General features: G+C 64.5%; 23 protein-coding genes and 1 tRNA gene. 10 read left to right on the plus strand and 14 right to left on the minus strand.

Annotated features, from left to right (window positions below; all coding sequences use genetic code 11):
* Positions 1-2: 2 nt before the first annotated feature.
* The 7 genes from NDN16_RS02145 to NDN16_RS02175 all read right to left on the minus strand — a co-directional run bounded on the left by NDN16_RS02145 (position 3) and on the right by NDN16_RS02175 (position 6,010).
* The gene (locus NDN16_RS02145; RefSeq protein WP_251111958.1) at positions 3-893 is read right to left on the minus strand and encodes a LysR family transcriptional regulator; all 891 of its coding nucleotides are present in this window, start codon (positions 891-893) and stop codon (positions 3-5) included.
* A gap of 79 nt (positions 894-972) precedes the next feature.
* A complete protein-coding gene (locus tag NDN16_RS02150; RefSeq protein WP_285292308.1) occupies positions 973-1,728 on the minus strand; it encodes an amino acid ABC transporter ATP-binding protein in 756 nt (251 codons plus the stop codon).
* Positions 1,729-1,730: 2 nt separating this feature from the next.
* On the minus strand, positions 1,731-2,420 hold the full coding sequence (locus NDN16_RS02155; RefSeq protein ID WP_251111959.1) for an amino acid ABC transporter permease: 690 nt from the start codon (positions 2,418-2,420) through the stop codon (positions 1,731-1,733).
* A complete protein-coding gene (locus NDN16_RS02160; protein ID WP_251111960.1) occupies positions 2,413-3,105 on the minus strand; it encodes an amino acid ABC transporter permease in 693 nt (230 codons plus the stop codon). The genes NDN16_RS02155 and NDN16_RS02160 overlap by 8 nt, the downstream gene beginning before the upstream one ends.
* 54 nt (positions 3,106-3,159) lie before the next feature.
* The gene (locus tag NDN16_RS02165; protein ID WP_251111961.1) at positions 3,160-3,990 is read right to left on the minus strand and encodes an ABC transporter substrate-binding protein; all 831 of its coding nucleotides are present in this window, start codon (positions 3,988-3,990) and stop codon (positions 3,160-3,162) included.
* Entirely contained in the window at positions 3,990-5,225 is a 1,236-nt protein-coding gene (locus NDN16_RS02170; protein WP_251111962.1) for a pyridoxal phosphate-dependent aminotransferase, read from the minus strand. The genes NDN16_RS02165 and NDN16_RS02170 overlap by 1 nt, the downstream gene beginning before the upstream one ends.
* The gene (locus NDN16_RS02175; RefSeq protein ID WP_251111963.1) at positions 5,222-6,010 is read right to left on the minus strand and encodes an RraA family protein; all 789 of its coding nucleotides are present in this window, start codon (positions 6,008-6,010) and stop codon (positions 5,222-5,224) included. Before NDN16_RS02175 ends, NDN16_RS02170 begins: the two co-directional genes overlap by 4 nt.
* Positions 6,011-6,173: 163 nt before the next feature.
* Between NDN16_RS02175 and typA the strand changes: the two genes are divergently transcribed.
* From typA to ppa, 5 genes are all read left to right on the plus strand, one after another.
* Complete coding sequence (gene typA / locus NDN16_RS02180) at positions 6,174-8,006, plus strand: translational GTPase TypA (RefSeq protein WP_251111964.1); 1,833 nt, start codon at positions 6,174-6,176, stop codon at positions 8,004-8,006.
* Positions 8,007-8,186: 180 nt separating this feature from the next.
* On the plus strand, positions 8,187-9,002 hold the full coding sequence (locus tag NDN16_RS02185) for a MetQ/NlpA family ABC transporter substrate-binding protein (protein WP_251111965.1): 816 nt from the start codon (positions 8,187-8,189) through the stop codon (positions 9,000-9,002).
* Positions 8,996-10,051, plus strand: a complete 1,056-nt coding sequence (locus NDN16_RS02190; protein ID WP_251111966.1) for a methionine ABC transporter ATP-binding protein — start codon at positions 8,996-8,998, stop codon at positions 10,049-10,051. Before NDN16_RS02185 ends, NDN16_RS02190 begins: the two co-directional genes overlap by 7 nt.
* Positions 10,048-10,707, plus strand: a complete 660-nt coding sequence (locus tag NDN16_RS02195; protein WP_251111967.1) for a methionine ABC transporter permease — start codon at positions 10,048-10,050, stop codon at positions 10,705-10,707. Before NDN16_RS02190 ends, NDN16_RS02195 begins: the two co-directional genes overlap by 4 nt.
* An 84-nt stretch (positions 10,708-10,791) precedes the next feature.
* Complete coding sequence (gene ppa, locus NDN16_RS02200; protein ID WP_251111968.1) at positions 10,792-11,328, plus strand: inorganic diphosphatase; 537 nt, start codon at positions 10,792-10,794, stop codon at positions 11,326-11,328.
* Between the two features lie 6 nt (positions 11,329-11,334).
* Here ppa and NDN16_RS02205 read toward each other — a convergent pair whose 3' ends face one another.
* Positions 11,335-11,898 carry a hypothetical protein gene (locus tag NDN16_RS02205; RefSeq protein ID WP_251111969.1) on the minus strand — a complete coding sequence of 188 codons (564 nt, stop codon included), beginning with the start codon at positions 11,896-11,898 and terminating at the stop codon, positions 11,335-11,337.
* Positions 11,899-11,936: 38 nt separating this feature from the next.
* A complete protein-coding gene (locus tag NDN16_RS02210; RefSeq protein ID WP_039188140.1) occupies positions 11,937-12,233 on the minus strand; it encodes a YggT family protein in 297 nt (98 codons plus the stop codon).
* 133 nt (positions 12,234-12,366) lie between these two features.
* Here NDN16_RS02210 and NDN16_RS02215 point away from each other — a divergent pair.
* From NDN16_RS02215 to NDN16_RS02235, 5 genes are all read left to right on the plus strand, one after another.
* Positions 12,367-12,442, plus strand: a tRNA-Ala gene (locus tag NDN16_RS02215).
* Between the two features lie 164 nt (positions 12,443-12,606).
* Positions 12,607-13,125 (plus strand): ferritin-like domain-containing protein, encoded by a 519-nt coding sequence (locus NDN16_RS02220; protein WP_251111970.1) that lies wholly within the window; start codon positions 12,607-12,609, stop codon positions 13,123-13,125.
* Between the two features lie 132 nt (positions 13,126-13,257).
* Entirely contained in the window at positions 13,258-14,046 is a 789-nt protein-coding gene (locus tag NDN16_RS02225) for a Crp/Fnr family transcriptional regulator (protein ID WP_251111971.1), read from the plus strand.
* Positions 14,047-14,191: 145 nt separating this feature from the next.
* Positions 14,192-15,073 (plus strand): manganese catalase family protein, encoded by an 882-nt coding sequence (locus NDN16_RS02230; protein ID WP_251111972.1) that lies wholly within the window; start codon positions 14,192-14,194, stop codon positions 15,071-15,073.
* A gap of 127 nt (positions 15,074-15,200) precedes the next feature.
* Positions 15,201-16,373 carry a zinc-dependent alcohol dehydrogenase gene (locus NDN16_RS02235; RefSeq protein ID WP_251111973.1) on the plus strand — a complete coding sequence of 391 codons (1,173 nt, stop codon included), beginning with the start codon at positions 15,201-15,203 and terminating at the stop codon, positions 16,371-16,373.
* Positions 16,374-16,440: 67 nt separating this feature from the next.
* On the opposite strand, the gene NDN16_RS02240 is transcribed toward NDN16_RS02235, so the two are convergent.
* The 5 genes from NDN16_RS02240 to NDN16_RS02260 form a co-directional block, all read right to left on the minus strand.
* Complete coding sequence (locus tag NDN16_RS02240; RefSeq protein ID WP_251111974.1) at positions 16,441-17,454, minus strand: purine-nucleoside phosphorylase; 1,014 nt, start codon at positions 17,452-17,454, stop codon at positions 16,441-16,443.
* A 19-nt stretch (positions 17,455-17,473) separates the two neighbouring features.
* Complete coding sequence (locus NDN16_RS02245) at positions 17,474-18,301, minus strand: alpha/beta fold hydrolase (RefSeq protein ID WP_251111975.1); 828 nt, start codon at positions 18,299-18,301, stop codon at positions 17,474-17,476.
* Positions 18,298-19,080 (minus strand): glutamine amidotransferase, encoded by a 783-nt coding sequence (locus tag NDN16_RS02250; RefSeq protein ID WP_251111976.1) that lies wholly within the window; start codon positions 19,078-19,080, stop codon positions 18,298-18,300. Before NDN16_RS02250 ends, NDN16_RS02245 begins: the two co-directional genes overlap by 4 nt.
* Entirely contained in the window at positions 19,073-19,537 is a 465-nt protein-coding gene (locus NDN16_RS02255) for a TerB family tellurite resistance protein (protein ID WP_251111977.1), read from the minus strand. The genes NDN16_RS02250 and NDN16_RS02255 overlap by 8 nt, the downstream gene beginning before the upstream one ends.
* A 76-nt stretch (positions 19,538-19,613) precedes the next feature.
* A complete protein-coding gene (locus tag NDN16_RS02260; protein WP_251111978.1) occupies positions 19,614-21,095 on the minus strand; it encodes a heme biosynthesis protein HemY in 1,482 nt (493 codons plus the stop codon).
* Between the last annotated feature and the right edge of the window lie 9 nt (positions 21,096-21,104).

Raw genomic sequence — 21,104 nt, forward strand, 5'->3', positions numbered from 1 at the left:
GCTTACGTCAGGCTGAAATCCTGTACCTCCTGGATGATCGACAGGAATTTCCTGACCACAGGGGACGGATCGCGTCGTCGATAGAAGGCGAAGTAGCGTACGCGCGGCAATTCCGGCACGACATCGACGATGCGAAGTCTGCCATCGCCGATATGATGCCGATAATAGAGGCGTGGAAGATAGCTGAGGCCGAGGCCGTTCATGGTCAACTGCGCGACCATGCCGACGCTGTTGCAGGGCAATGTCTGCCGCATGGCGAAGCCGTTCGCATCGAACCAGTTCTGGTACAGGAAGGTCAGCGCCGAGTTGGTCGGCTGCACGATGACCGGAAGACGTGAAACCTCGGCCGCCGAGAGCGTGCCATTCCCGACAGCGAAGGATGGGCCGGCCATCCAGGCATTCTCCACTTCCCCGACGAATTCCGACCCGATGGCCGGCGACGAGAACGGGCCCGGCATCACCGCAATATCGATCTCGTTCCTGTCCAGGCGCTCATAGAGCCGGATGCCGCCGTCGATCTCAGGTTCGATCTCAACCTGCGGATAGCGCTCGTGCGCGGTTTGGATAAGGGTCGGAAGCCAGGTCATCCCGACAAGTTCGGTGGCGCCGATCCGTATCTTGCCATCGATTCGCGACGCATCCGTCATCGAATGAAGCAGCCTTTGATGCAGCTCGATCATCTGCTCTGCATAACCAAGCAGGCTTCGGCCTTCTTCCGTGAGCTTCAGTGACCGGGACCGCCGCTCGAAAAGAGGCATGCCGACGAAGCCCTCGAGTTCGCCAACCCGTTTGGCGACCGTCGACTGCGTCGTAAACAGGCGGCGCGACGCAGCGGAAAAGCTGCCGAGTGTCGCGCTGAGGCAGAAGGCCTCAAGCTGCTTGATCGTATACATTCTGCAGATTGGTCCACAGGCGCCCGAATAGGGTGCATTATCGCCAAAACGGCGCGCCCGCAAATGCCTGGAGGCGGAGTCAGTCCCTTCTGTCGCGAACGTCGGTTAGAAAGCGACGCAGCCGCGGATGCTCCGGGTTGTCGAAGAACGCCTTGGGCTCCGCGTCGACGACGATCTTCCCGTCGTCCATGAAGACGACACGGTCGGCGACCTCGCGGGCAAAGCCCATCTCGTGCGTGACGCACATCATCGTCATTCCGTCGCGGGCCAGGGTCTTCATGACCTGGAGAACCTCGCCCACCATCTCCGGGTCGAGCGCGCTCGTCGGCTCGTCGAACAACATGACGGGGGGCTTCAAGGCCAGGGCGCGGGCGATCGCGACGCGCTGCTGCTGTCCGCCCGACAAAAAACCCGGGAAGGCGTCGGCCTTGGCGCCAAGTCCTACCCGATCGAGCAGCGCACGGGCCGTCTCGACGGCTTCCGCCTTCGATCTCTTCTGGATCCGGATCGGCGCGAAGGTGACGTTATCCAGCACGCTCATATGCGGGAAAAGGTTGAATTGCTGGAACACGAAGCCGACGCGCTGGCGCAAGGCGTTGACGTTGGAGCCCGGAGCGTCGATGTCGACCCCCTCCAGCATGATGCGCCCCTTCTGGATGGGCTCGAGCCTGTTGACCGTCCTGATCAGCGTGGATTTGCCCGAACCGGATGGACCACACACCACGACGACTTCGCCCCGTGCGACCTCGACGTCGATGTTCTGAAGGACGTGTATGTTGCCATACCACTTGTCGACGCCTTCGAAGCGCACCATCGGGGTTACATTTGCGGTCATGATCAGGCCATACCCCTGTTTCTTCGAATTTTGAGTTCAAGCCGGTTCAGTGCCTTCGTCAGCGAAAAGCACAAGAGGAAGTAGATGGCCGCCAGGATGGCGAAGACCTGGAGGGGTTGGGTCAGTACGATATTGTTGACCTGATTGGCGGCAAAGGTCAGTTCGTTGACCGCGATGACGTAGCCCAGCGACGTTTCCTTGATGGTCGACACGAACTGGCTCGTCATTCCCGGAAGCACGTTGAAGAGGGCTTGTGGCAAGACGACGCTTCGCATGGTGAGGCCATAGCTGCCGCCGAGGGAGCGCGCCGCCTCCGTTTGCCCGGCGGGAATGGCCTGGATGCCCGAGCGGATGACCTCTGAAAGATATGCCGCCTCGTAGATCGTCAGCGCGCAGACCAGCGTCCAGAAGCCGCTGACGGCGTACCCCGTCGCCATCGGAATGACGAAATAGCACCAGAAGATGAGCATCAGAGCGGGGATGCCGCGCACGAATTGGACTAGCGCAGTGCTGAGGTACCGGACAGGGCGATAAGGGGATACCCGCGCGACGGCCAGCAGGATGGCGATCGGCAGCGAGCATAAAAGGCTCAGCACGGCGATGATCACCGTAAGGGCAAGCCCACCGAGCGGTCCGTTCGGATATTGACCGATGAGAAAGGTCAGCCAGTACTGCTGGATAATCTCAAGCACGATGGGCCGCCTTTCCGCCCGGACGCGACCGTCCCTCTAGCCAGGCGCCGAGACCCATTATCAGGAAGGTTCCGACAAGATAGAGCAGCGTTGCCGTGCCGAAGACGATGAAGGTGCGGAAGGTCTCGGTCTCGATCTCCCGGGCCTGGTACGTCAACTCCGCAACGCCGATCGCCATCGCCACACTCGTATTCTTGAACAACAGCAGAGCGCGGCTGACGAGTGGCGGAAGCGAGATCCGCAGCGCCTGCGGCACGATGATGAAACGCATGGTTTGGATGAAATTGCAGCCGAGAGCTCGGGCGGCCTCGAATTGCGTTTGCGGGATCGCGCGCAGGCCGCTGCGTATATCTTCGCTGACATAGGCGGAGGAGCCGAGCCCGAGGGCGATCGCGGCAAGCGTGAATTCCGCGCCGTGATCATACAGCCAGAAGCGGATCGTCTCGGGCAGCACCTCGGGCATGGCGAAGTACCAGAAGAGAACATGCACCAGAAGCGGCACGTTCCGATGGAAGGCGACGAAGGCGTCCACGAACCAGACGACCGGCCTGACCTCCGTTGCACGCAGCACGACGAGGACGAGGGCCAGGCTGAAGGACAGCGTCCAGGCGACGGCAAACAGCAGGACGGTCATCCTGATGCCGGATGCGAATTGCCGGACGATCTCGGGCGTAAAGAAATCCATCAGCTTCTCGAAGGTGAAAGCGCGGACCTTAGCCCGCGCGGTTGCCGGTGGCGATCAGTTGCCCTGGATCGGCTCGATCGTGAAGGAACGGCTCAACTTGTAGACGCTCTCGGCCCCGAACCACTTGTCGAACAGGGCCTGTGCCGTGCCGTCGGCCTCCGCTTCCCGCAGGGCATCGTTCACCACTGCCAGAAGCTGGTCCTCGCCCTTGCGAACGCCCAGTCCCCATGGTTCGTCGAACACCGACTTCTCAAGGATGCGCGTCTGGCCGTTTGCCGGACTTTCGTTCTTCAAGCGCACGAGAGCCAGTTCCGATGCGAACTGGGCGTCGATCTTGCGCTGCTGTAACGACAGAAAAGCTGCCGGGCTATCGGCATACCCGATAACCCGGGCCTCGGGCAGTTGCTCCTTGATCATGCGCTCCGAGCTGGAACCTTTCGTCGCTCCGATGCGGCTTTGCGCAAGATCCTCGATGGACCGGATATCGGAAGAATCGCGCACGAGAAGCTTCTGCGGCGTCAGATAATACTGGTCGCTGAAGGCGATCTGCTGCGCGCGCTCGGGCGTCCAGCCGAGATTCGCAGCCAGGACGTCGACCCGCCCGCTTTCCAGCTCCGGGATTCGCGCCGCGACCGCAAGGAGCTTGTACTCCACCGGGACGCCGATCTTGTCGGCCACGAGCTTGCATACATCGACGTCATAGCCGACGAGCTGACGCGTTGCGGGATCCTGGTAGCTGAATGGCTGCGAGGTACCAAGGGTGCCGCAGACCATTTGTCCCCGCGCCTTGATATCGTCCAGCGCGTCGGCTCGCGCCGCACCGGTGGAGATCGAAATGCCGATCGCAAGGGCGATGACGGTCCATGACTTGGCGGGCATGCGCATCAATGCATCTCCATGGGTTGCGGCGCCGTGGCGGCGACGATTGCGTTACAGACATCCCGAATGGCCAGGCAGCCGCGCTCCACGATATCGTCGCCGGTCGCATAGGACAGGCGGAAGGTACCGGGAACGCCGTAGGAGCTTCCGTCGATCACCGCTACCCCCGTCTGTCGCAGGATATGGTGAACGAGGGCGGTATCGCTATCGATGAAATCCCCGGCGGGTGTCTTGCGACCGATCAGGTCGGAGCAGTCCGGGAAGACGTAGAATGCGCCTTCCGGGGCTACGAGCTTCAACCCCTGCGCCTGCGAAAGGATATCGATGGCGATGTCGCGGCGCTGGCGGAACCTGGCGGCGAACTGGCCGACGCAGGCTTGCGGACCGGACAAGGCGGCCACCGCAGCGGCCTGCCCGATGGACGATGCTCCAGACGTGCTCTGCGACTGCACCACCGCCATTGCCTTGACGAGTTCCGACGGGCCTGCCCCGTAGCCGATACGCCATCCCGTCATGGCATAGGCCTTCGACACGCCGTTCACGATCAGAACACGATCGACGAGGTCGGGCGCGACCTGCAGAAGATGCGGTGCGGCAGGCTGTGAGAAGGTCAACCGGGCGTAGATGTCGTCAGTCATGACGTGGACGTGCGGGTGTTTTCTCAACACGGACGCCAGATCCGCCAGCTCGGCTTCGTCGTAGACGGCACCGGATGGGTTCGACGGAGAGTTGAGCATCAGCCATTTCGTGGCCGGCGTGATGACGGAGGACAACGCCGCCGCGTCGATCTTGTAGCCGTTCGATACATCGGCAGGCGCGACGACCGGCGCCCCGCCCGCAAGAGTCACCATGTCGGGGTAGGAAACCCAGTAGGGTGCGGGAATGATCACCTCGTCGCCATCGTCCAGGGACGCGACGAGCCCGTTGTAGATCACCTGTTTGGCACCAGTACTGACGATGATCCTCTCTACCGGATAATCCATCCCGATCTCGTCCAGGATTCGAAAGCGGATCGCCTTGCGCAGCGCCGGCGTGCCCTGCGACAGCGGATAATGCGTATCGCCATCCCGTATGGCCACCTCGCCCGCCGCCCGTATATGCTCGGGCGTATCGAAATCGGGCTCGCCGATCGTAAGGTCCACGATGTCGGTGCCGTTCTGCCTCAGTTCGGCAATGATGACCCTGGCGGCTGCCGTGGGCGACATCTTGATCCGGTTCATCCGGCTCGCAACGATACTCATGCGTACTCGCCCTTCAGCATGTCGAGTGTGCGGGAAAGCCAAGGCTTGTCGTGCCGGCCGACCGCGATTCGCTCACGCGCCGACTGCTCCGCACGCTCTTTATCCTCCGCGGCGGCCAGGACGCTTTCGGCATAGGCCGGCGGGATGGCAAGGACTCCGTCTCCGTCGCCGAGGACCACGTCACCCGGCTGGACGACCAGGCCACCCACCGAGACGGGCACGTTGATCTCGCCGGGGCCGTTCTTGTAAGGGCCGCGATGCGAAACCGCCCGGGCGAAACATGGGAAGCCCTCCGCGGCGAAAGCCGTAGCATCGCGCACCGCGCCATCGATGACGAAGCCCCGAAGCCCATGCTCGCGGGCTTGCAGCATCATCAGCTCGCCGACCAGGGCGTTTGATGTGCAGCCCGCGCCATCCACGACCAGGACTTCGCCGCGGCGACACATGGCGATCGCCTGATGAATCATCAGGTTATCGCCAGGCGGAACCTTGACTGTCAAAGCAATACCGGCCAGCCGGAGCTCTGCTGCGCCAATAGCGACAAGTCCCGAGCTTCCATAAAGGCGCCCCATGCAGTCACTTATCTGCGCAACGCCGATCTTGGAAAGTCTCGATAAGACGTCTTCGGAAACGATGTTATCGGCTGATTGATTTATTCTCAAACCAATGCGGCTCATACTCAAAAACCCCGCGACTTTGAGCCATGAAACAGCCAATCCCGTTGAACTGCAAACGATAAAATTTACGCCTCGATCACGAAGAAAATTCGCGCTTGCGAGCCACATGGGCCTGCGCCGGGTCACCGGCTCTGCGGGCGCCCTTTCGCGACTGCGAAATATGGTGTATAGGGGCGCCAAAGAATAGCGGCACAGTCTTGTCGAGGGTGCTTTCCCAATGCGGGGAAGCGCCTTTGGTGTGCTTGAACCCCTTTTATTCGAGCGAGATCACATGAAGCTTCGCAATATCGCGATCATCGCGCACGTCGACCACGGCAAAACCACCCTCGTCGACAAGCTGCTCGCCCAGTCCGGCTCCGTCCGCGAGAACCAGCGCGTCGAAGAGCGCGCGATGGACTCCAACGACCTCGAAAAGGAGCGCGGCATCACCATTCTCGCCAAGGCGACCTCGGTTGAATGGAAAGACACGCGCATCAACATCGTCGACACGCCGGGCCACGCCGATTTCGGCGGTGAGGTCGAGCGCATCCTGAACATGGTGGACGGCGCTGTCATCCTGGTCGACGCGTCGGAAGGCCCGATGCCGCAGACCAAGTTCGTGCTGTCGAAGGCGCTCAAGGTCGGCCTCAAGCCGATCGTCGCGATCAACAAGATCGATCGTCCCGACGAGCGCCACGAGGAAGTGCTGAACGAGATCTTCGACCTGTTCGTCAACCTCGATGCCACGGAAGAGCAGCTCGACTTCCCCGTGCTGTACGGCTCGGGACGCGGCGGCTGGATGGCCGATGCGCCGACCGGCCCGCAGGACAAGGGCCTCGCCCCGCTGTTCGACCTCATCCTCGACCATGTGCCCGAGCCGAGCACGGCCGGCAAGGACGAACCCTTCGAGATGATCGGCACGATCCTCGAGGCCAACCCGTTCCTCGGCCGCCTCATCACCGGGCGCATCCAGTCCGGTTCGATCCGCCCGAACCAGGCCGTCAAGGTGCTGGGCCGCGACGGCAAGCAACTGGAAAGCGGCCGCATCTCCAAGATCCTGGCCTTCCGCGGCCTCGAGCGCCAGCCGGTGGAATACGCCGAGGCGGGCGACATCGTAGCCATAGCCGGCCTGCAGAAGGGCACCGTCGCCGACACGTTCTGCGACCCGTCGGTGACTACCGCGCTGGAAGCCCAGCCGATCGACCCGCCGACCGTGACCATGTCGTTCATCGTCAACGACAGCCCGCTGGCCGGCACGGAGGGTGACAAGGTCACCAGCCGCGTCATCCGCGACCGCCTGTTGAAGGAGGCCGAGGGCAACGTGGCGCTGAAGATCGAGGAGTCCGAGGACAAGGACTCGTTCTTCGTGTCCGGCCGCGGCGAGCTTCAACTTGCGGTCCTGATCGAGACGATGCGCCGCGAAGGCTTCGAGATCGGCGTTTCGCGCCCGCGGGTCGTGATGCAGAAGGACGAGGCCACCGGCGAGACGCTGGAGCCGATCGAGGAAGTCGTCATCGACGTCGATGAGGAGCATTCCGGCATCGTCGTGCAGAAGATGAGCGAGCGGAAGGCCGAGATGGTCGAGCTGCGCCCCTCGGGCGGCGGTCGCCAGCGCCTGGTGTTCCACGCCCCGACGCGCGGCCTGATCGGCTATCAGTCCGAACTGCTCACCGATACGCGCGGCACGGCCATCATGAACCGGCTGTTCCACTCCTACCAGCCGTACAAGGGCCCTCTGCCGGGCCGCACCAACGGCGTCCTGATCGCCAACGAGGCCGGCGAGGCCGTGGCCTACGCCATGTTCAACCTCGAGGATCGCGGCCCGATGGTGATCGATCCGGGTGTCAAGGTGTATGAGGGGATGATCATCGGCATCCACTCGCGCGACAACGACCTCGAGGTCAACGTGCTGAAGGGCAAGAAGCTCACCAACATCCGCGCCGCCGGCAAGGACGAGGCGGTCAAGCTGACCCCGCCCATCCGCATGACGCTGGACCGCGCCCTGTCGTGGATCCAGGACGACGAACTGGTGGAAGTGACGCCGAAGAACATCCGCCTGCGCAAGCTCTACCTCGACCCGAACGAGCGCAAGCGCTTCGAGAAGAGCCGCAAGGCCGCAGCCTGACATCGAACGGCCCGGCTGGAAAACAGCCGGGCCTTTCGGACTTGTGATCGTATTTCAGGCATCCGGAGCCTGAATTTTGCGCAGAATTTCGCAAATGCGAAATGCCATGCTTTGCGTTGCGGCGGGGCCATCGCCAGATTGGCCGGACATGCAGACGCAACGGCAACCCGGAACAGTCAGATGAACACACTCTCCCTCACCCGCCGCACTCTTTTCACCGCCTTGGCCGCGCTGTCCGCTGCGGTGGCCATGCCGCTGTCCGCCGCCCAGGCGCAGGACACCATCCGCATCGGCGTCATGGCGGGCGAAAGCGAGGACGTGTTCAGGACCGTCGCCGAGGAAGCCGCGAAACAGGGGCTGACGCTGACGGTCGTACCCTTCTCGGACTATATCCAGCCGAACGAGGCGCTCGCCAATGGCGAGATCGACGCCAACGCCTTCCAGCACGGCCCCTATCTGGAAGCGCAGATCCAGCAGCATGGCTATGCCATCGAGCCGGTCGGCTATACGCTGATCCAGCCCATCGCCCTCTACACCCGCAAATACGACACCGTCGCCGATATTCCGGACGGCGCGCAGATCGGCATTCCCAACGATCCGTCGAATGGCGGGCGGGCGTTGAAGCTGCTCGAGCATGAAGGCCTGATCAAGCTGCGGCCCGATGCCGGCGTTCTGGCCACGGCCATCGACGTCGAAGAAAATCCCAGGAACATCCGCATCCAGGAGTTGGACGCCGGCATCGTCGGCCGCGCCATCGAGGATCTCGACGCCGCCGTCGTAAATACCGACTGGGCCTTCAAGGCCGGCCTCGACGCCGCGGAAGACCGGATCGCCATCGAACCGCTGGAAGACAATCCGTACCGCAACTTCATCGCCGTGCGCAGCGAGGACAAGGACAAGCCCTGGGTGAAGACGCTCGTCTCCTCGTTCCAGAACCAGGCCGTCGCCGATGCGCTGGAACAGGTCTACAAGGGCACCACGCTTCCCGCATGGTGAGCGCGGGCAACCCGGACGATCCATCGAACGCGCGGCCGATCCTCAGATTGACCGGCGTCTCCAAGCGTTTCGGCGCCCATGCCGCCATCAGCGAAATCGACCTGACGGTCGGCAAAGGCGAGATCGTCGGAATCATCGGCCGATCCGGAGCCGGCAAATCGACGCTGATCCGCTGCATCAACGGGCTCGAGAAACCTGACCGGGGCACGGTGGAGGTGGAAGGCCGCGCCATCGAAGGCCTGACGGAAACCGGCTTGCAGCCGGTACGCAGGCGCATCGGCATGATCTTCCAGCACTTCAACCTGCTTGCCAACAAGACGGTCGCCGAGAATGTCGCCCTGCCGCTGAAGATCGGCGGCCACGACCGGGCCGCGCGGCGCCGGCGGGTTGCCGAGTTGCTGGACCTCGTCGGCCTTGCCGGCCGGGATGGCCGTTATCCGGCGCAGCTTTCCGGCGGGCAGAAGCAGCGCGTCGGCATTGCCCGCGCGCTCGCTGCGGACCCGGTGCTGCTTCTGTCGGACGAGGCGACCTCGGCGCTGGACCCGGAAACGACGGAGCAGATCCTTCGGCTTCTGGCCGACATCAACCGCCGCCTGGGCCTGACGATCGCGCTCATCACGCACGAGATGGATGTCGTCCGCCGCATCGCCGGACGCGTCGTGGTTCTGGACGGTGGGCGCATCGTGGAGAGCGGCGAGACATGGCGCGTCTTCGCGGCCCCGAGCGCGCCCGAAACCGTCGCGCTGCTTTCATCCGTCATGCCGGAAGCGCCGCTCGGCGATGGCGGCGCGCTGCCTGCACTGGCGGAGGGCGAGACGCTTCTGCGCCTGGACCTCGGCGGCGAGAATGCCCGCCGGCCCTTCCTGTCGGACATCGCGCTGCTCCATGGCGCCACGGCGCGCATTCTCGGCGGCGGCGTGGAAGACGTTCAGGGCCAGCCGGTCGGTCGGCTCGTCCTCGGCGTGACGCCGGGCGCGGCGGGCGAGCTGCCGGCGGTGATCGACACCTTGTCCGCTTATGCCCTGCGCGTCGAGGTGATCGAGCGATGAACCAGGCTTTGTACGACCTCTTCCTGCGCGCGACCTGGGAGACGCTGCTGATGACCGGGGCCTCCGGTGCGGCATCGCTGCTGTTCGGCCTGCCCATCGCCCTGGTGCTGACCCTGACGGCGCGCGGCGGCATCATGCAGAACCGCGGCGTCAACTGGGTGCTGGGCGGTATCGTGAACGCGCTGCGGTCTGTGCCCTTCATCATTCTGCTAGTGGCGCTGATCCCCTTCACGCGGCTCGTCGTCGGCACGTCCATCGGCACCTTCGCGGCCATCGTGCCGCTGTCCGTCGCGGCCATCCCCTATTATGCCCGCATGGCCGAGGTTTCGTTGCGGGAGGTGGACCCGAACCTCGTGGAGGCGGCCCGCGCCATGGGCGCGACGCGTTGGACCATCGTGCGCGAGGTGCTGGTGCCGGAGGCCCTGCCCGGCCTGGTCGCCGGCTTCGTGGTCACGCTGGTCACGCTGGTCGGCGCGACGGCCATCGCCGGGGCCATCGGCGCCGGCGGGCTGGGCGACCTCGCCATCCGCTATGGCTACCAGAGGTTCGAGACGAACGTCATGATCGCAGTCGTTCTGGTTCTCGTGGCCATGGTATGGCTGCTGCAATGGGGCGGCGACCGCCTGGTCGCCCGGCTCGACCATCGCAAGTCGTAAGCCGGGCGCGCGGTTGGCGATTTCCCTTCGCCGCGAAATGCGCTAGGCCGACAAAACAGTTTCCAACCTTCAAGGAAGTGCCCAATGAAGATCGAGGCGATCCCGCGCGGCAAGAACCCGCCGGAAGACATCAACGTCATCATCGAGGTTCCGGTCGGCGGCCAGCCCATCAAGTACGAGATGGACAAGGAATCGGGCGCGCTCTTCGTCGACCGCTTCCTGTATACGCCGATGGTCTACCCCGGAAATTACGGCTTCATGCCGCATACGCTGTCGGACGACGGAGACCCGATCGACGTGGTCGTCTGCAACACGCGCCCCCTGCTGCCGGGCTGCGTCATCGCGGTTCGCCCGATCGGCGTTCTGGTGATGGAAGACAACAAGGGCCAGGACGAAAAGGTGATCGCGGTTCCCTCGGCCGACATGACCTTGCGCTACGAGAAGGTGCGCGAGCACACCGACCTGCCGGAGATCACGCTGAAGCAGATCGAGCATTTCTTCCAGCACTACAAGGATCTGGAGCCCGGCAAATGGGTGAAGATCGGCGAGTGGGGCGGCTCGGAGCATGCACGCCGGCTGATCGTCGAGGCCATCGAGCGCTACGAGGCGTCGAAGAAGTAACCGGCCTTACCTCAGCGCCGGCATGAGTTCGTCGCGTGTCCGCCCGGTCACGCGGCCGACCGCCTCCAGCGTATCGATGCCGCAGCGAAAGCGCGGGGCCACCGCATCGGCGGCCTCGCGCGCCAGGTCCACCGCCGCACTGTTGGCCGCGACATCCACGATGGCGGCCAGACATCCCGGCCCGGCGACGCCGCCTGCCTTTACCACGGCCAGGAGATCGTCGGTTCCACTGCCCGAGGGCCTCGGAAACCGATAGCGGACGATCCCGGCCAGCGGACGGCTGCCGGCGATACGCCATTCCATGGTGCGGCCCAGCACATGCGGCAGATGGAATGTCGGGGACGCGTCTTCGGCGACACCCACCGCTACGCGCCAGCGCCCCTCCTCTTCGCTGGACACGAAAACGTCCGTTCCCGGCAGGCCGGCGCAGCGCCAGGCCGTTTCCGACAGGCTCTCGCACCGGTTCAGAAACAGGGGCGTGGCGGCGGTGGTGATATCCTCAGGCGCGGTCGGCGCCCCGGCGGCGCCGATGGCGCCCATCGCCAGAAGCGGAAGGAGCAGCCAATGCATCGTCGAATATGCCCTCCACCGCCTCGATGCCTTCAGGGTCACATGCCGAGCAGAACAGGCGCAATGGAATATATGATGAGCTGTTGGAGGAAGAAGATGCCCAGAAGGACGACGAGGGGCGACAGGTCGATGCCGCCGAGATCGGGCAGGACGCGGCGGATGGGCCGGTAGATCGGCTCGGTGACGCGATAGAGGAATTCGCCGATCATGCCCACGAACTGGTTGCGCGGATTGACGATGTTGAAGGCGAAGAGCCAGGACAGCACCGCGGATGCGATGATGATCCACCAGAGGATATTCAGGATGAGCAGCACGAGCTGGATGACTGCAAGCATGGAGATGTGAGCCTCGTGTGAACGACGGCTCTCCTGTAGCGCATCGGGGCCCTTGTCGGAAAGCACCGCTTCGTGACATCGCGCTTGACAGCCGGCCGGCCGCCGCACTAGAAGCCCAATCGAACAGGTGGACGGGGCTGTAGCTCAGTTGGGAGAGCGCGTCGTTCGCAATGACGAGGTCAGCGGTTCGATCCCGCTCAGCTCCACCAGTTCATTCCCATTGCATTCGGTGCGTTATTTTGTCCCGTCCTACCCGGCGCCCTTTATCGATGGCGTTCGTGGCGCCGCCGGCCGACGGAACTCGCATCGCCTGCGGGCACTTTCTGTCCCATGGATCCGGTCATCCGGCCGGATCATCTGAAGGGATCAGGAAATGGCTACGGAAAAAACACTCGCGGACGCGTTCCACGAGACGTTGAAGGACGTCTATTACGCCGAGAAGCAATCGGTGAAGGCGTTGAAGAAGTCGGCCAAGGCGGCCGAGGCGAAAGAGCTGAAAGACGCGTTCACGCGGCACGGCGAGGAAAGCGCCGAACAGGTCGAGCGCCTCGTGCAGGTGTTCGAGATCATCGGCAAGTCGCCGCGGGCGAAAACCTGTGAAGCGATGCAGGGTATCACCTCCGAGATGGAGGAGGATCTGGAGGATTTCGCCGGAACGGACGCCGCAGACCAGGTGCTTATCGGCTGCGCGCAGGCGGTGGAGCATTACGAGATCGCGCGTTACGGCCTTCTCAAGACCTGGGCCGAAAAGCTCGGATACACCGAGGCCGTGCCGCTGCTGCAGCAGACTCTTGAGGAAGAGAAGGCGACGGACAAGCTTCTGAGCCAAATCGCCGGAAGCCTGTCCTACGGCGAAAGCGACAAGCCGGCCACCAAACGCAAGACGGCCTGACGCCGGCATCGAAATCAAGCTGCATGCGCACAGACGGAAGGGGGTGCGGCCCCCTTCCTGCGCGCGGTACCTTGAGGCCGCAGCGGCCTCAAGGTCGAGCATCCACGAAGCTTGCAAAACACGGAGGCCGTCTTGGTTTCAGCAGTCGTCGCAAAGCTCCTGCGTGGACACACGTTGCCTCAGGCCGATTGCGATCTTCTCCACGCTGTTGTCGGTGCGGGACGCCGTCTTTCCCCCGGGGCGGAGATCATCAACCAGGGCGACGCGGCCCAGTTCGTGCATCTGGTCCTCGAGGGCCTGGCATACCGCTACAAGTTGCTGCCGAATGGCAAGCGGCAAATCATCGGTTACCTTGTGCCGGGTGATTTCTGCGACCTCTACACCTTCGTGCTCGAGCGGATGGACCACAGCATCGCGGCACGGAGCGAATGCGTCGTCGTGCGATTGACCGAGGCCGATATCGCGATGCTGATGGGTCGGCCGGCGCTGACGCGGGCCCTGTGGTGGTCCTCGCTGGTGGACGAGGCCATCCTGCGGGAGTGGCTCCTGAACATCGGTCGCCGCGAGCCCGACCTCCGTGTCGCGCATATCGTCTGCGAGCTGTTCTTTCGCCTGCAGGCAGTCGGCCACGCAAGCGGGGACAGCTTCCGACTACCGGTAACGCAGGCCGAACTGGCCGATACGGTGGGGCTGACCACGGTATCGGTCAATCGCGCCCTCCAGACGATGCGCCGCGCCAATCTCATCGCTCAGGCAGGGCGGGTGATCACGATCCCCGACATTTCCGCGCTCACGGCTTTTGCCGATTTCGACCCGGCCTATCTGCATTTCACGGGAATTGGGCAAAGCACGGACACTTCCGTCTACAGCCGATCCCTTCCCTCGCCCATGCCCGCAAGTACGAAACATAAAGCGGTATAACGGAATCGCCTTCGGATCGCCGGTTATTTGCCTTTCGGGCCAATTACCGGCCGCCGGCCCGGAACGGGCCATCACCGGCAGCGTAGCTCCTGCAAGGCGCTGCGGCCAATGATTGTGCGGGCGCCCTCATCCGAAAGGGACCCCCATGTTTTATACTGACGGTAAGCTCCAGTTTCCGGTGCGCGTCGAAAAGCCGAACCCGATTTTCGCCAAAGCCCTGCAGCAGGCGATCGGTGGCGTCGAAGGCGAAATCCGCGTCGCGATGCAGTACATGTTCCAAGCGTTCGGTGCCCGGGGCCCGGCCAGGTATCGCGACATGCTCCTGAACACGGCGACCGAGGAGCTCGGCCATATAGAGATGCTGGCGACTGCCGTTGCGCTCAATCTCGAGAAGGCTCCATTGTCGCTGCAGGAGGACATCTCGGCCGATGTCGCGGGCGGCGCGGTCCTGAACGGCATGGACATGCGCCACATCCTCTCCGCTGGCCTCGCCGCCATGCCGGTCGATTCGAACGGCATTCCGTTCGACATGACGCATATCTACGCCTCGGGCAACATCGCCGCCGACATGTACGCGAATGTCACCGCGGAGAGCACGGGCCGCGCCCTTGCGGTGCGCCTCTACAACATGACCGACGATCCGGGAATGAAGGAGATGCTTTCCTTCATGATCGCCCGCGACACGATGCACCAGCAGCAATGGCTGGCCGCGCTCGAGGATATGGGTGGCGAAACGGCAAACCTTCCGATCCCGAACTCTTTCCCGCAGTCGGAAGAGAACCAGAAATACTCCTACGCCTATTTCGGCCACATGACCGACGGCTCAATCCCCGAAGGCCGCTGGACATCCGGCCCGGCGATGGACGGCAAGGGCGAGTTCTCGGCCATGCAGTCAGAGGCGATGGGCGGAAAGCCCTCTCTCGCGCCGGCCCGCCCGGACGCGGGCGCACAGACCGGGCAAACCTCGAAGTCGGGCGCCGAGGGTGTCATCGGAAAGGTGGAAGGGGCGATCGAGCGGAACCTCTAGCGCAGCAGTGCCATGCAATGCCGGTTTTTCGTCTTCGTGACGGAAACCCGGTGAGGCGTCGTCGCGACAGACGCGCGCAACCGGGTCCGGCCGACGAGGACACACCGAACGACAGGGAGCCCTTTCCATGAAAGCTTTATGCTGGCACGGAACCAACGACATACGATGCGACACCGTGGACGACCCCCGGATCGAGGATGCACGCGATGTCGTCATCAAGGTCACGAGCTGCGCCATCTGCGGCTCCGACCTGCATCTGATGGACGGGCTGATGCCCGAAATGCACAGCGGCGACATACTCGGGCACGAGTTCATGGGCGAGGTGGTCGAGGTCGGCTCGCCGGACCATCCCTTGAAGATAGGCGATCGCATCGTCGTGCCCTTCAACATCAATTGCGGCGGATGCCGCATGTGCAGGATGGGCCTCTACTCGTGCTGCCAGCGGTCCAACCGCAACGCGGACAAGGCGGCCGAGATGTTTGGCTACCCGATCGCGGGGCTCTTCGGCTACTCGCATATACTGGGTGGGTATTCCGGCGGACAGGCCGAGTATGTCCGGGTGCCGATGGCGGACTTCGCTCCGATCAGGGTGCCGGAAGGGATGAACGACGACGATGTCCTGTTTCTGACCGACATCTTCCCGACGGGCTACCAGAGCGCCGAGCAGTGCGACCTGAAGGGCGGCGAAACGGTTGCCGTGTGGGGCTGCGGGCCTGTCGGCTTTTTTGCCATCCAGTCTGCCAAACTCCTCGGCGCGGAGCGGATCATCGCGATCGAGACGGTGCCGGAGCGCATCGCGCTCGCTCGACGGGCCGGTGCGACGGACATCATCGACTTCGAGAAAGAGGATGTCTTCGAGCGGATCAAGGAGATTACCCGGGGCGAAGGCGCCGACGCGGTGATCGAGTGCGTCGGCATGGAGGCCGGGGCCGGCCACGGGCAAGGCGAAATCCTGTCGGCCATCAAGGAAAAGGTCGCTCCCGCCGAGCGGGACTTCGCGCTTTCACAGGCGATCCAGTCGGTGCGCCCCGGCGGTGTCGTGTCGATTCCGGGCGTCTACGGTGGCCCGCTCTCGATCAACATGGGCCAGGTCGTTCAAAAGAGCCTGACGCTCCGCAGCGGGCAGACGCACGTGAAACGCTATCTCGAGCCGCTGACGAAGCTGGTGCAGGAAGGCAAGGTAGACATGACCTCGCTGGTCAGCCACCGCAGCGCCGACCTGGCCGATGGCCCGGATCTGTACAAGGCGTTCAAGGAGAAGCGCGACGGCTGCACCAAGGTCGTCTTCAACCTGAGTTGACTGGAAGGGCGCTGCCGATCGTTCGACAGCGTGCACTCGGCGCTCCAAAGCGCCGAGTGCCCTCCCGTCACCTGGTCGCAGAGCCGGGCACGCCGTCTTTCCAATCGTCCCAGTCGGCGACGATACGGTCGACAAAGGGCGCGCCCACGAGGACGATATTCTCCACCGTCTCGGCGAAGCCCCCGGCGGTTTCGCCGGGCGCCGGATCCAGATGCGCCAGCGTCGTCTCGTTCGGGTTGCCCTGATCGAAATTGACCGCGCCGCGCAGGCTCATGAACCGATCCGTGCCATGCTGCCGGGCCACGACGAGCGCGACCGCCGCCGCCTCCATCTCGGTGATCAGATAATCGTCCGCGCCGTAAAGTCCGGCGATGTATTGCGCCTCGTCGGAAAGGCCCGGTCCGTGAAAGAAGGTATCGCCCGTCATGTGCGTGCCGATTTTCAGCGACGGTGCAGCACGTGCCGCGGCATCCGGATAGCGAAGACGGTAGGCGCGGGCGCTCTCGGAATCCATCAGCTCCACGTCCTCGCCCGCCGACATGGCAGCGGCGACGAGGTCGGGATTCATCTCGAACAGGCGGTAGCTCTCATAGCCCTTGCGCGGCATGAAGACCGGCGCACCCGGTTCGCCTTCCTCCGGCGCCCAGCGATGGCCGAGGTCGTAGTCGACAAGCCAGCTCGCCCAGCTGACGTCGCCGATGGTGCCGCGTGAGGGCGGCGTGCCGGCGACGCCGGAAATGACGTAATAGGCGTCGGAGAAGTCGAAAGCGTCGTTCAGCAGGATCGCCTGCATGGAGGCGGACGAGTTCACCTTGCCCATGCCGAGGATCGATCCGCACACGCCATCCGCATTGCAATGGACGGGGTGCAGCGCCCCGGCCACCTCGACCGGCGTCGCATCCTGCCAGTAGCGCTCGTACCAATGCTGATACTCGCCCGCGCGGTCCCCAGAATTTTCCCCGATCTCGAACATCGCACCGATGAATACCTTTACCCGTACCGGCTCGGCGGCGGCGGCGCGCTCCGGCACGCCGGCCGAAGCGATCAGCGCCATCATCAGCGCGGGCCAAAGTCTGGTCATGCTCGTTCTCCAAGGGTCGTCATGTCGAGATCTGCTTCAAGACCGCCGCCACGATGGCTTCGGGCCTGTCCTCCTGCATGAGGTGGCCGGCGCCCGGTATGGCGATGCAGGGACGATCCGAGATGAGGCGGGCCAGCGCCTCGCCCTGCTGCAACGGCAGCCATGCATCCTGCTCTCCCCACAACACCGTGACGGAGCAATCCGGCGGCGCATAGTGCGCTTCGACCTCGTCGGTGAAGCGCTGGTCCATCTGCGCGATCTGGCGGTAGAAGGCCGGCTGGCCGACCGGCCCCGTCCATGGCGCGCAATAGATATCCATCGCCTCGGCCGACAGTGTCTCGTGCGCCGCCGTCTGCAGGTAGGCTTCCAGCAACGCGCGGTGCATGGTGCCGGGCATGGTCGCGAAGGCGGCCTCATGAAGGCGCACATGCCGCACGAACGGCGAGCCCCAGGGCGCAAGCGCGACAACGTCGAAGATCGTCAGGGAGGCATAGCGCAGCCCATCGAGGTAATAGGCGCGCAGCGTGGTCGCGCCGCCGAAATCATGGGCCAGCATGTCCGGGCGATCGATACCCCATTCCCTGAAAAGGGCAGCCAGGACGCCGTTCTGGACGCCGAGAGAGACATCCTGCCCGTCGCGCATCTCCGATCGGCCATAGCCGAGAAGGTCGAAGTAATAGACCGTGCGATACGCCGCGAAGTGCGGCACGATCCGCCGCCAGACCTGCGAGGAAAAGGGCGTGCCGTGCACCGCCACCAGCGGCGGCCCGCTCCCCAGGCGGCCCCAGCGCACCGCACTTCCGGCAATGACGGACGTATGCGGCAGCGGCAGCAGGGCGGACGTCACGTCCCTGCCCGCCCGCCGAAGATCATCGCCAGCATCTGTTCCAGCCAGCGGCGGACGGGCGCGTCGTGTATGGCCCGCCCGGTAAAATGAGCACGTCGAGCCTGTGCGCCCGGCAGCGTCAACCGCTCGTGTCCATGCGTCGTCCAGCGATGCATCATCGCCAGCGTCAGTTCCGCGTGGAACTGCACGCCGAAGGCCTTGGCGCCATAGCTGAACGCCTGGTTGGGAAAGGTCTCGCCCTCCGCCAGCAGGCGCGCGCCCGCCGGCAGGTCGAATCCCTCGCGGTGCCACTGGTAGACCATGGATGGCCAGTGCGGCAGCAGGCTGCGCCCCTCGAAGGTGGACCGAAGCGGATAATATCCCACCTCCACCTGCCCGTCCGGATGCGGTCCGACGCTGGCACCGAGATGCTTGGCCAGCATCTGCGCCCCGAGGCATATGCCGAGAAACGGCCTCTCCTCGCGCAGGGGAACCGACATCCAGTCCACCTCTGCCCGCAGGTGCGGCTCGGCATCGTTGGCGCTGGGCGGTCCGCCGAAGACGATGGCGCCACGATGCCCGTCCAGCGTCTTCGGCAGAGTTTCGCCCAGTACGGGACGGCGGATATCCAGCCCGACGCCGGCCGCGCCAAGGATCTGCCCGACACGCCCCGGCGTGGAGGTTTCCTGATGCAGAACGACGAGGATGGGGCGCGGATCGTCGATCGCGTCCAGCGCGTAGCGCCGCTCGGCGCCTGCCTCGGCGCCGACGAGGCCGCGAGGTTCGCCGCCGTCAGGCATCGCCCTTGAGCCGCCCCGCGGCATATTGCTTGGCTTCCATGCGCTGGCGCGTCGAGATGCCGAGAAGGTCGGAAATGCGCCAGATGAGGTTGTCTTCCATCTCGCCGAGCTGGCCATCCACCAGGCTGACCTCCCACAGGGCACGCACGAAGCGCACCCGGGCATCCTCGTCCAGATGGCGCATCAGGACGCTGGTAAAAGCGAACAGGTCCACCGCCTCCTCATCGGCTGCGCGCCCAGCCTCGAAGATGCGGGACGCCTCACCCGGGCCGATGGCGAACTTGTCCGCGATCAGGTCGCGGATGCGGTCCGACTCGTCCGGAGTGACCACCCCGTCGGCGGCACAGAGATGGTAGAGCAGCGCCGCGATGGCCACGCGGGGATCGTCCGCGCCGGGCAGCGCACGATCCGACGGCATGGCGAACCCTTCCAGAAATTCCTTCAGGCGGTCGAGCATGTCTGCCTGCAATCTCCTGCATCGTCGATCCGAACCACCATACTGCAATGCAGCATCGCGCGTTCCAGCGACGAAATCAATTGAACCGCGCTTCCTTGCGCGCTTCGTAAGTCTCGCCGTCCGCGCCGGAAGGCGGAGCGTCCGCATCGTTGGCAGCGGCGGGCTCCACTGCCGATCTGTCGTCGTCGGCCTCGGCCGTTGCCGGCGCCTGCTCGATCTCGTGGCGGGGCGGCAGGGGAACGTCCTCCAGCAGCGCACCATCCCCGGCCTCGGCTTCCATCGGCACCTTCCATTTGAAGGCGTCGATCTTGCCCGTCACGGGAGAGAAGGGACGCCACTCGCGCGAGACGACGCCATCGGCCGTCCACGCCGGGTCCTTCGGCGCGCGCAGGGCCCGCTGCATATAGGCGCGGACGCGGCCCTCCGGGCCGCCCTCGGCCTCTTCGATATCGGCGAGCAGAAGATAGACGCTCTCGCGCGGGGTCCTGGCGGCGACGGTCTCCGCCTCGGTTCGGGCCAGCGGGTAATGGCGCGCCTCGAAGGCGGCATGCGCGACCGCGAGATGCGATTCCGGATGGTCCGGGTGATAGCCGGCCAGGCGCTGCGCCCGCCTCAGGCGTTCCTCGGCGCTGTCGCCGGCGTTCAGATGGACATAGGCAGCGGCGACATCGGGATGCGGCTCGGCCCGCCACGAGGATTCGAGGATTTTCTGCGCCTTGCGATTATCGCCGAGGCGCACCAGCGCCTTCGCGGCAACCAGCGCGGCCGGGGTGAAATCGGGCTGCAGCTTCTGCGCTTCGCGCGCTGCGGTACGGGCGGCGGCCGGGTCGGAATCCGACAGGGCGATAGCCTTGCCCGTCAGAAGGACGGCGCGTTGGCGGTGGCTTTCCGACCGCTCGATCAGGCGGGAATTGCGCTGCGCCTCCAATATGGCGAGCGCCCCGTCATAATCCCCTTCCGCAGCCTTCAGTTCCAGCACGGCATTGCCTGCCCACGGCACATGCGGGGCGATGCGCACCGCCTGCTCGGCGTAATGGCGCGCGGCCGTCATGTCGCTGGAGCGCTCCGCCTCCAGATAGAGGCCGCGCAGCGCAAGAAGCCGCGTGTCGGAATCGCCCTCCATGGTTTCGAACACACGCCGGGCGCGGGCATGGTCGCCCTCGATCATCGCGGTCTGCGCGTCGAGAAAGCGCAACAGCGGCTCCTTTTCGGACGACAGGAGTTTCTGCCCCTGCCGCTCCATGCGCCGCGCGGTCACGGCATCGCCGGCGCCGGCGGCCAGTATGCCGTTGGACAGAGCGCGATAGCCCCGGTCGCGACGGCGCATGTCGAAGAAGCGGCCGATCCTGTCGGGCGCGCCGAACAGCGACTGGAACAGCCAGAACAGAAGCACGGCGCCCACGACGACGAGGCCCAGGGCGATGACGAGCACCATGAAGCTCGTGCGCAACTCCTGGCCCTGCCAGACGATGCTGACCGTGCCGGGATTGTCGGCCAGCCAGGCGAAGCCGAGGCCGGCGGCGAGGACAAGAAGGAAGAACGCGAGAATACGCAGCATGTCTTGGCC

The organism is Aureimonas altamirensis (assembly GCF_023702225.1).
Classification (GTDB): Bacteria; Pseudomonadota; Alphaproteobacteria; order Rhizobiales; family Rhizobiaceae; genus Aureimonas; species Aureimonas altamirensis_B.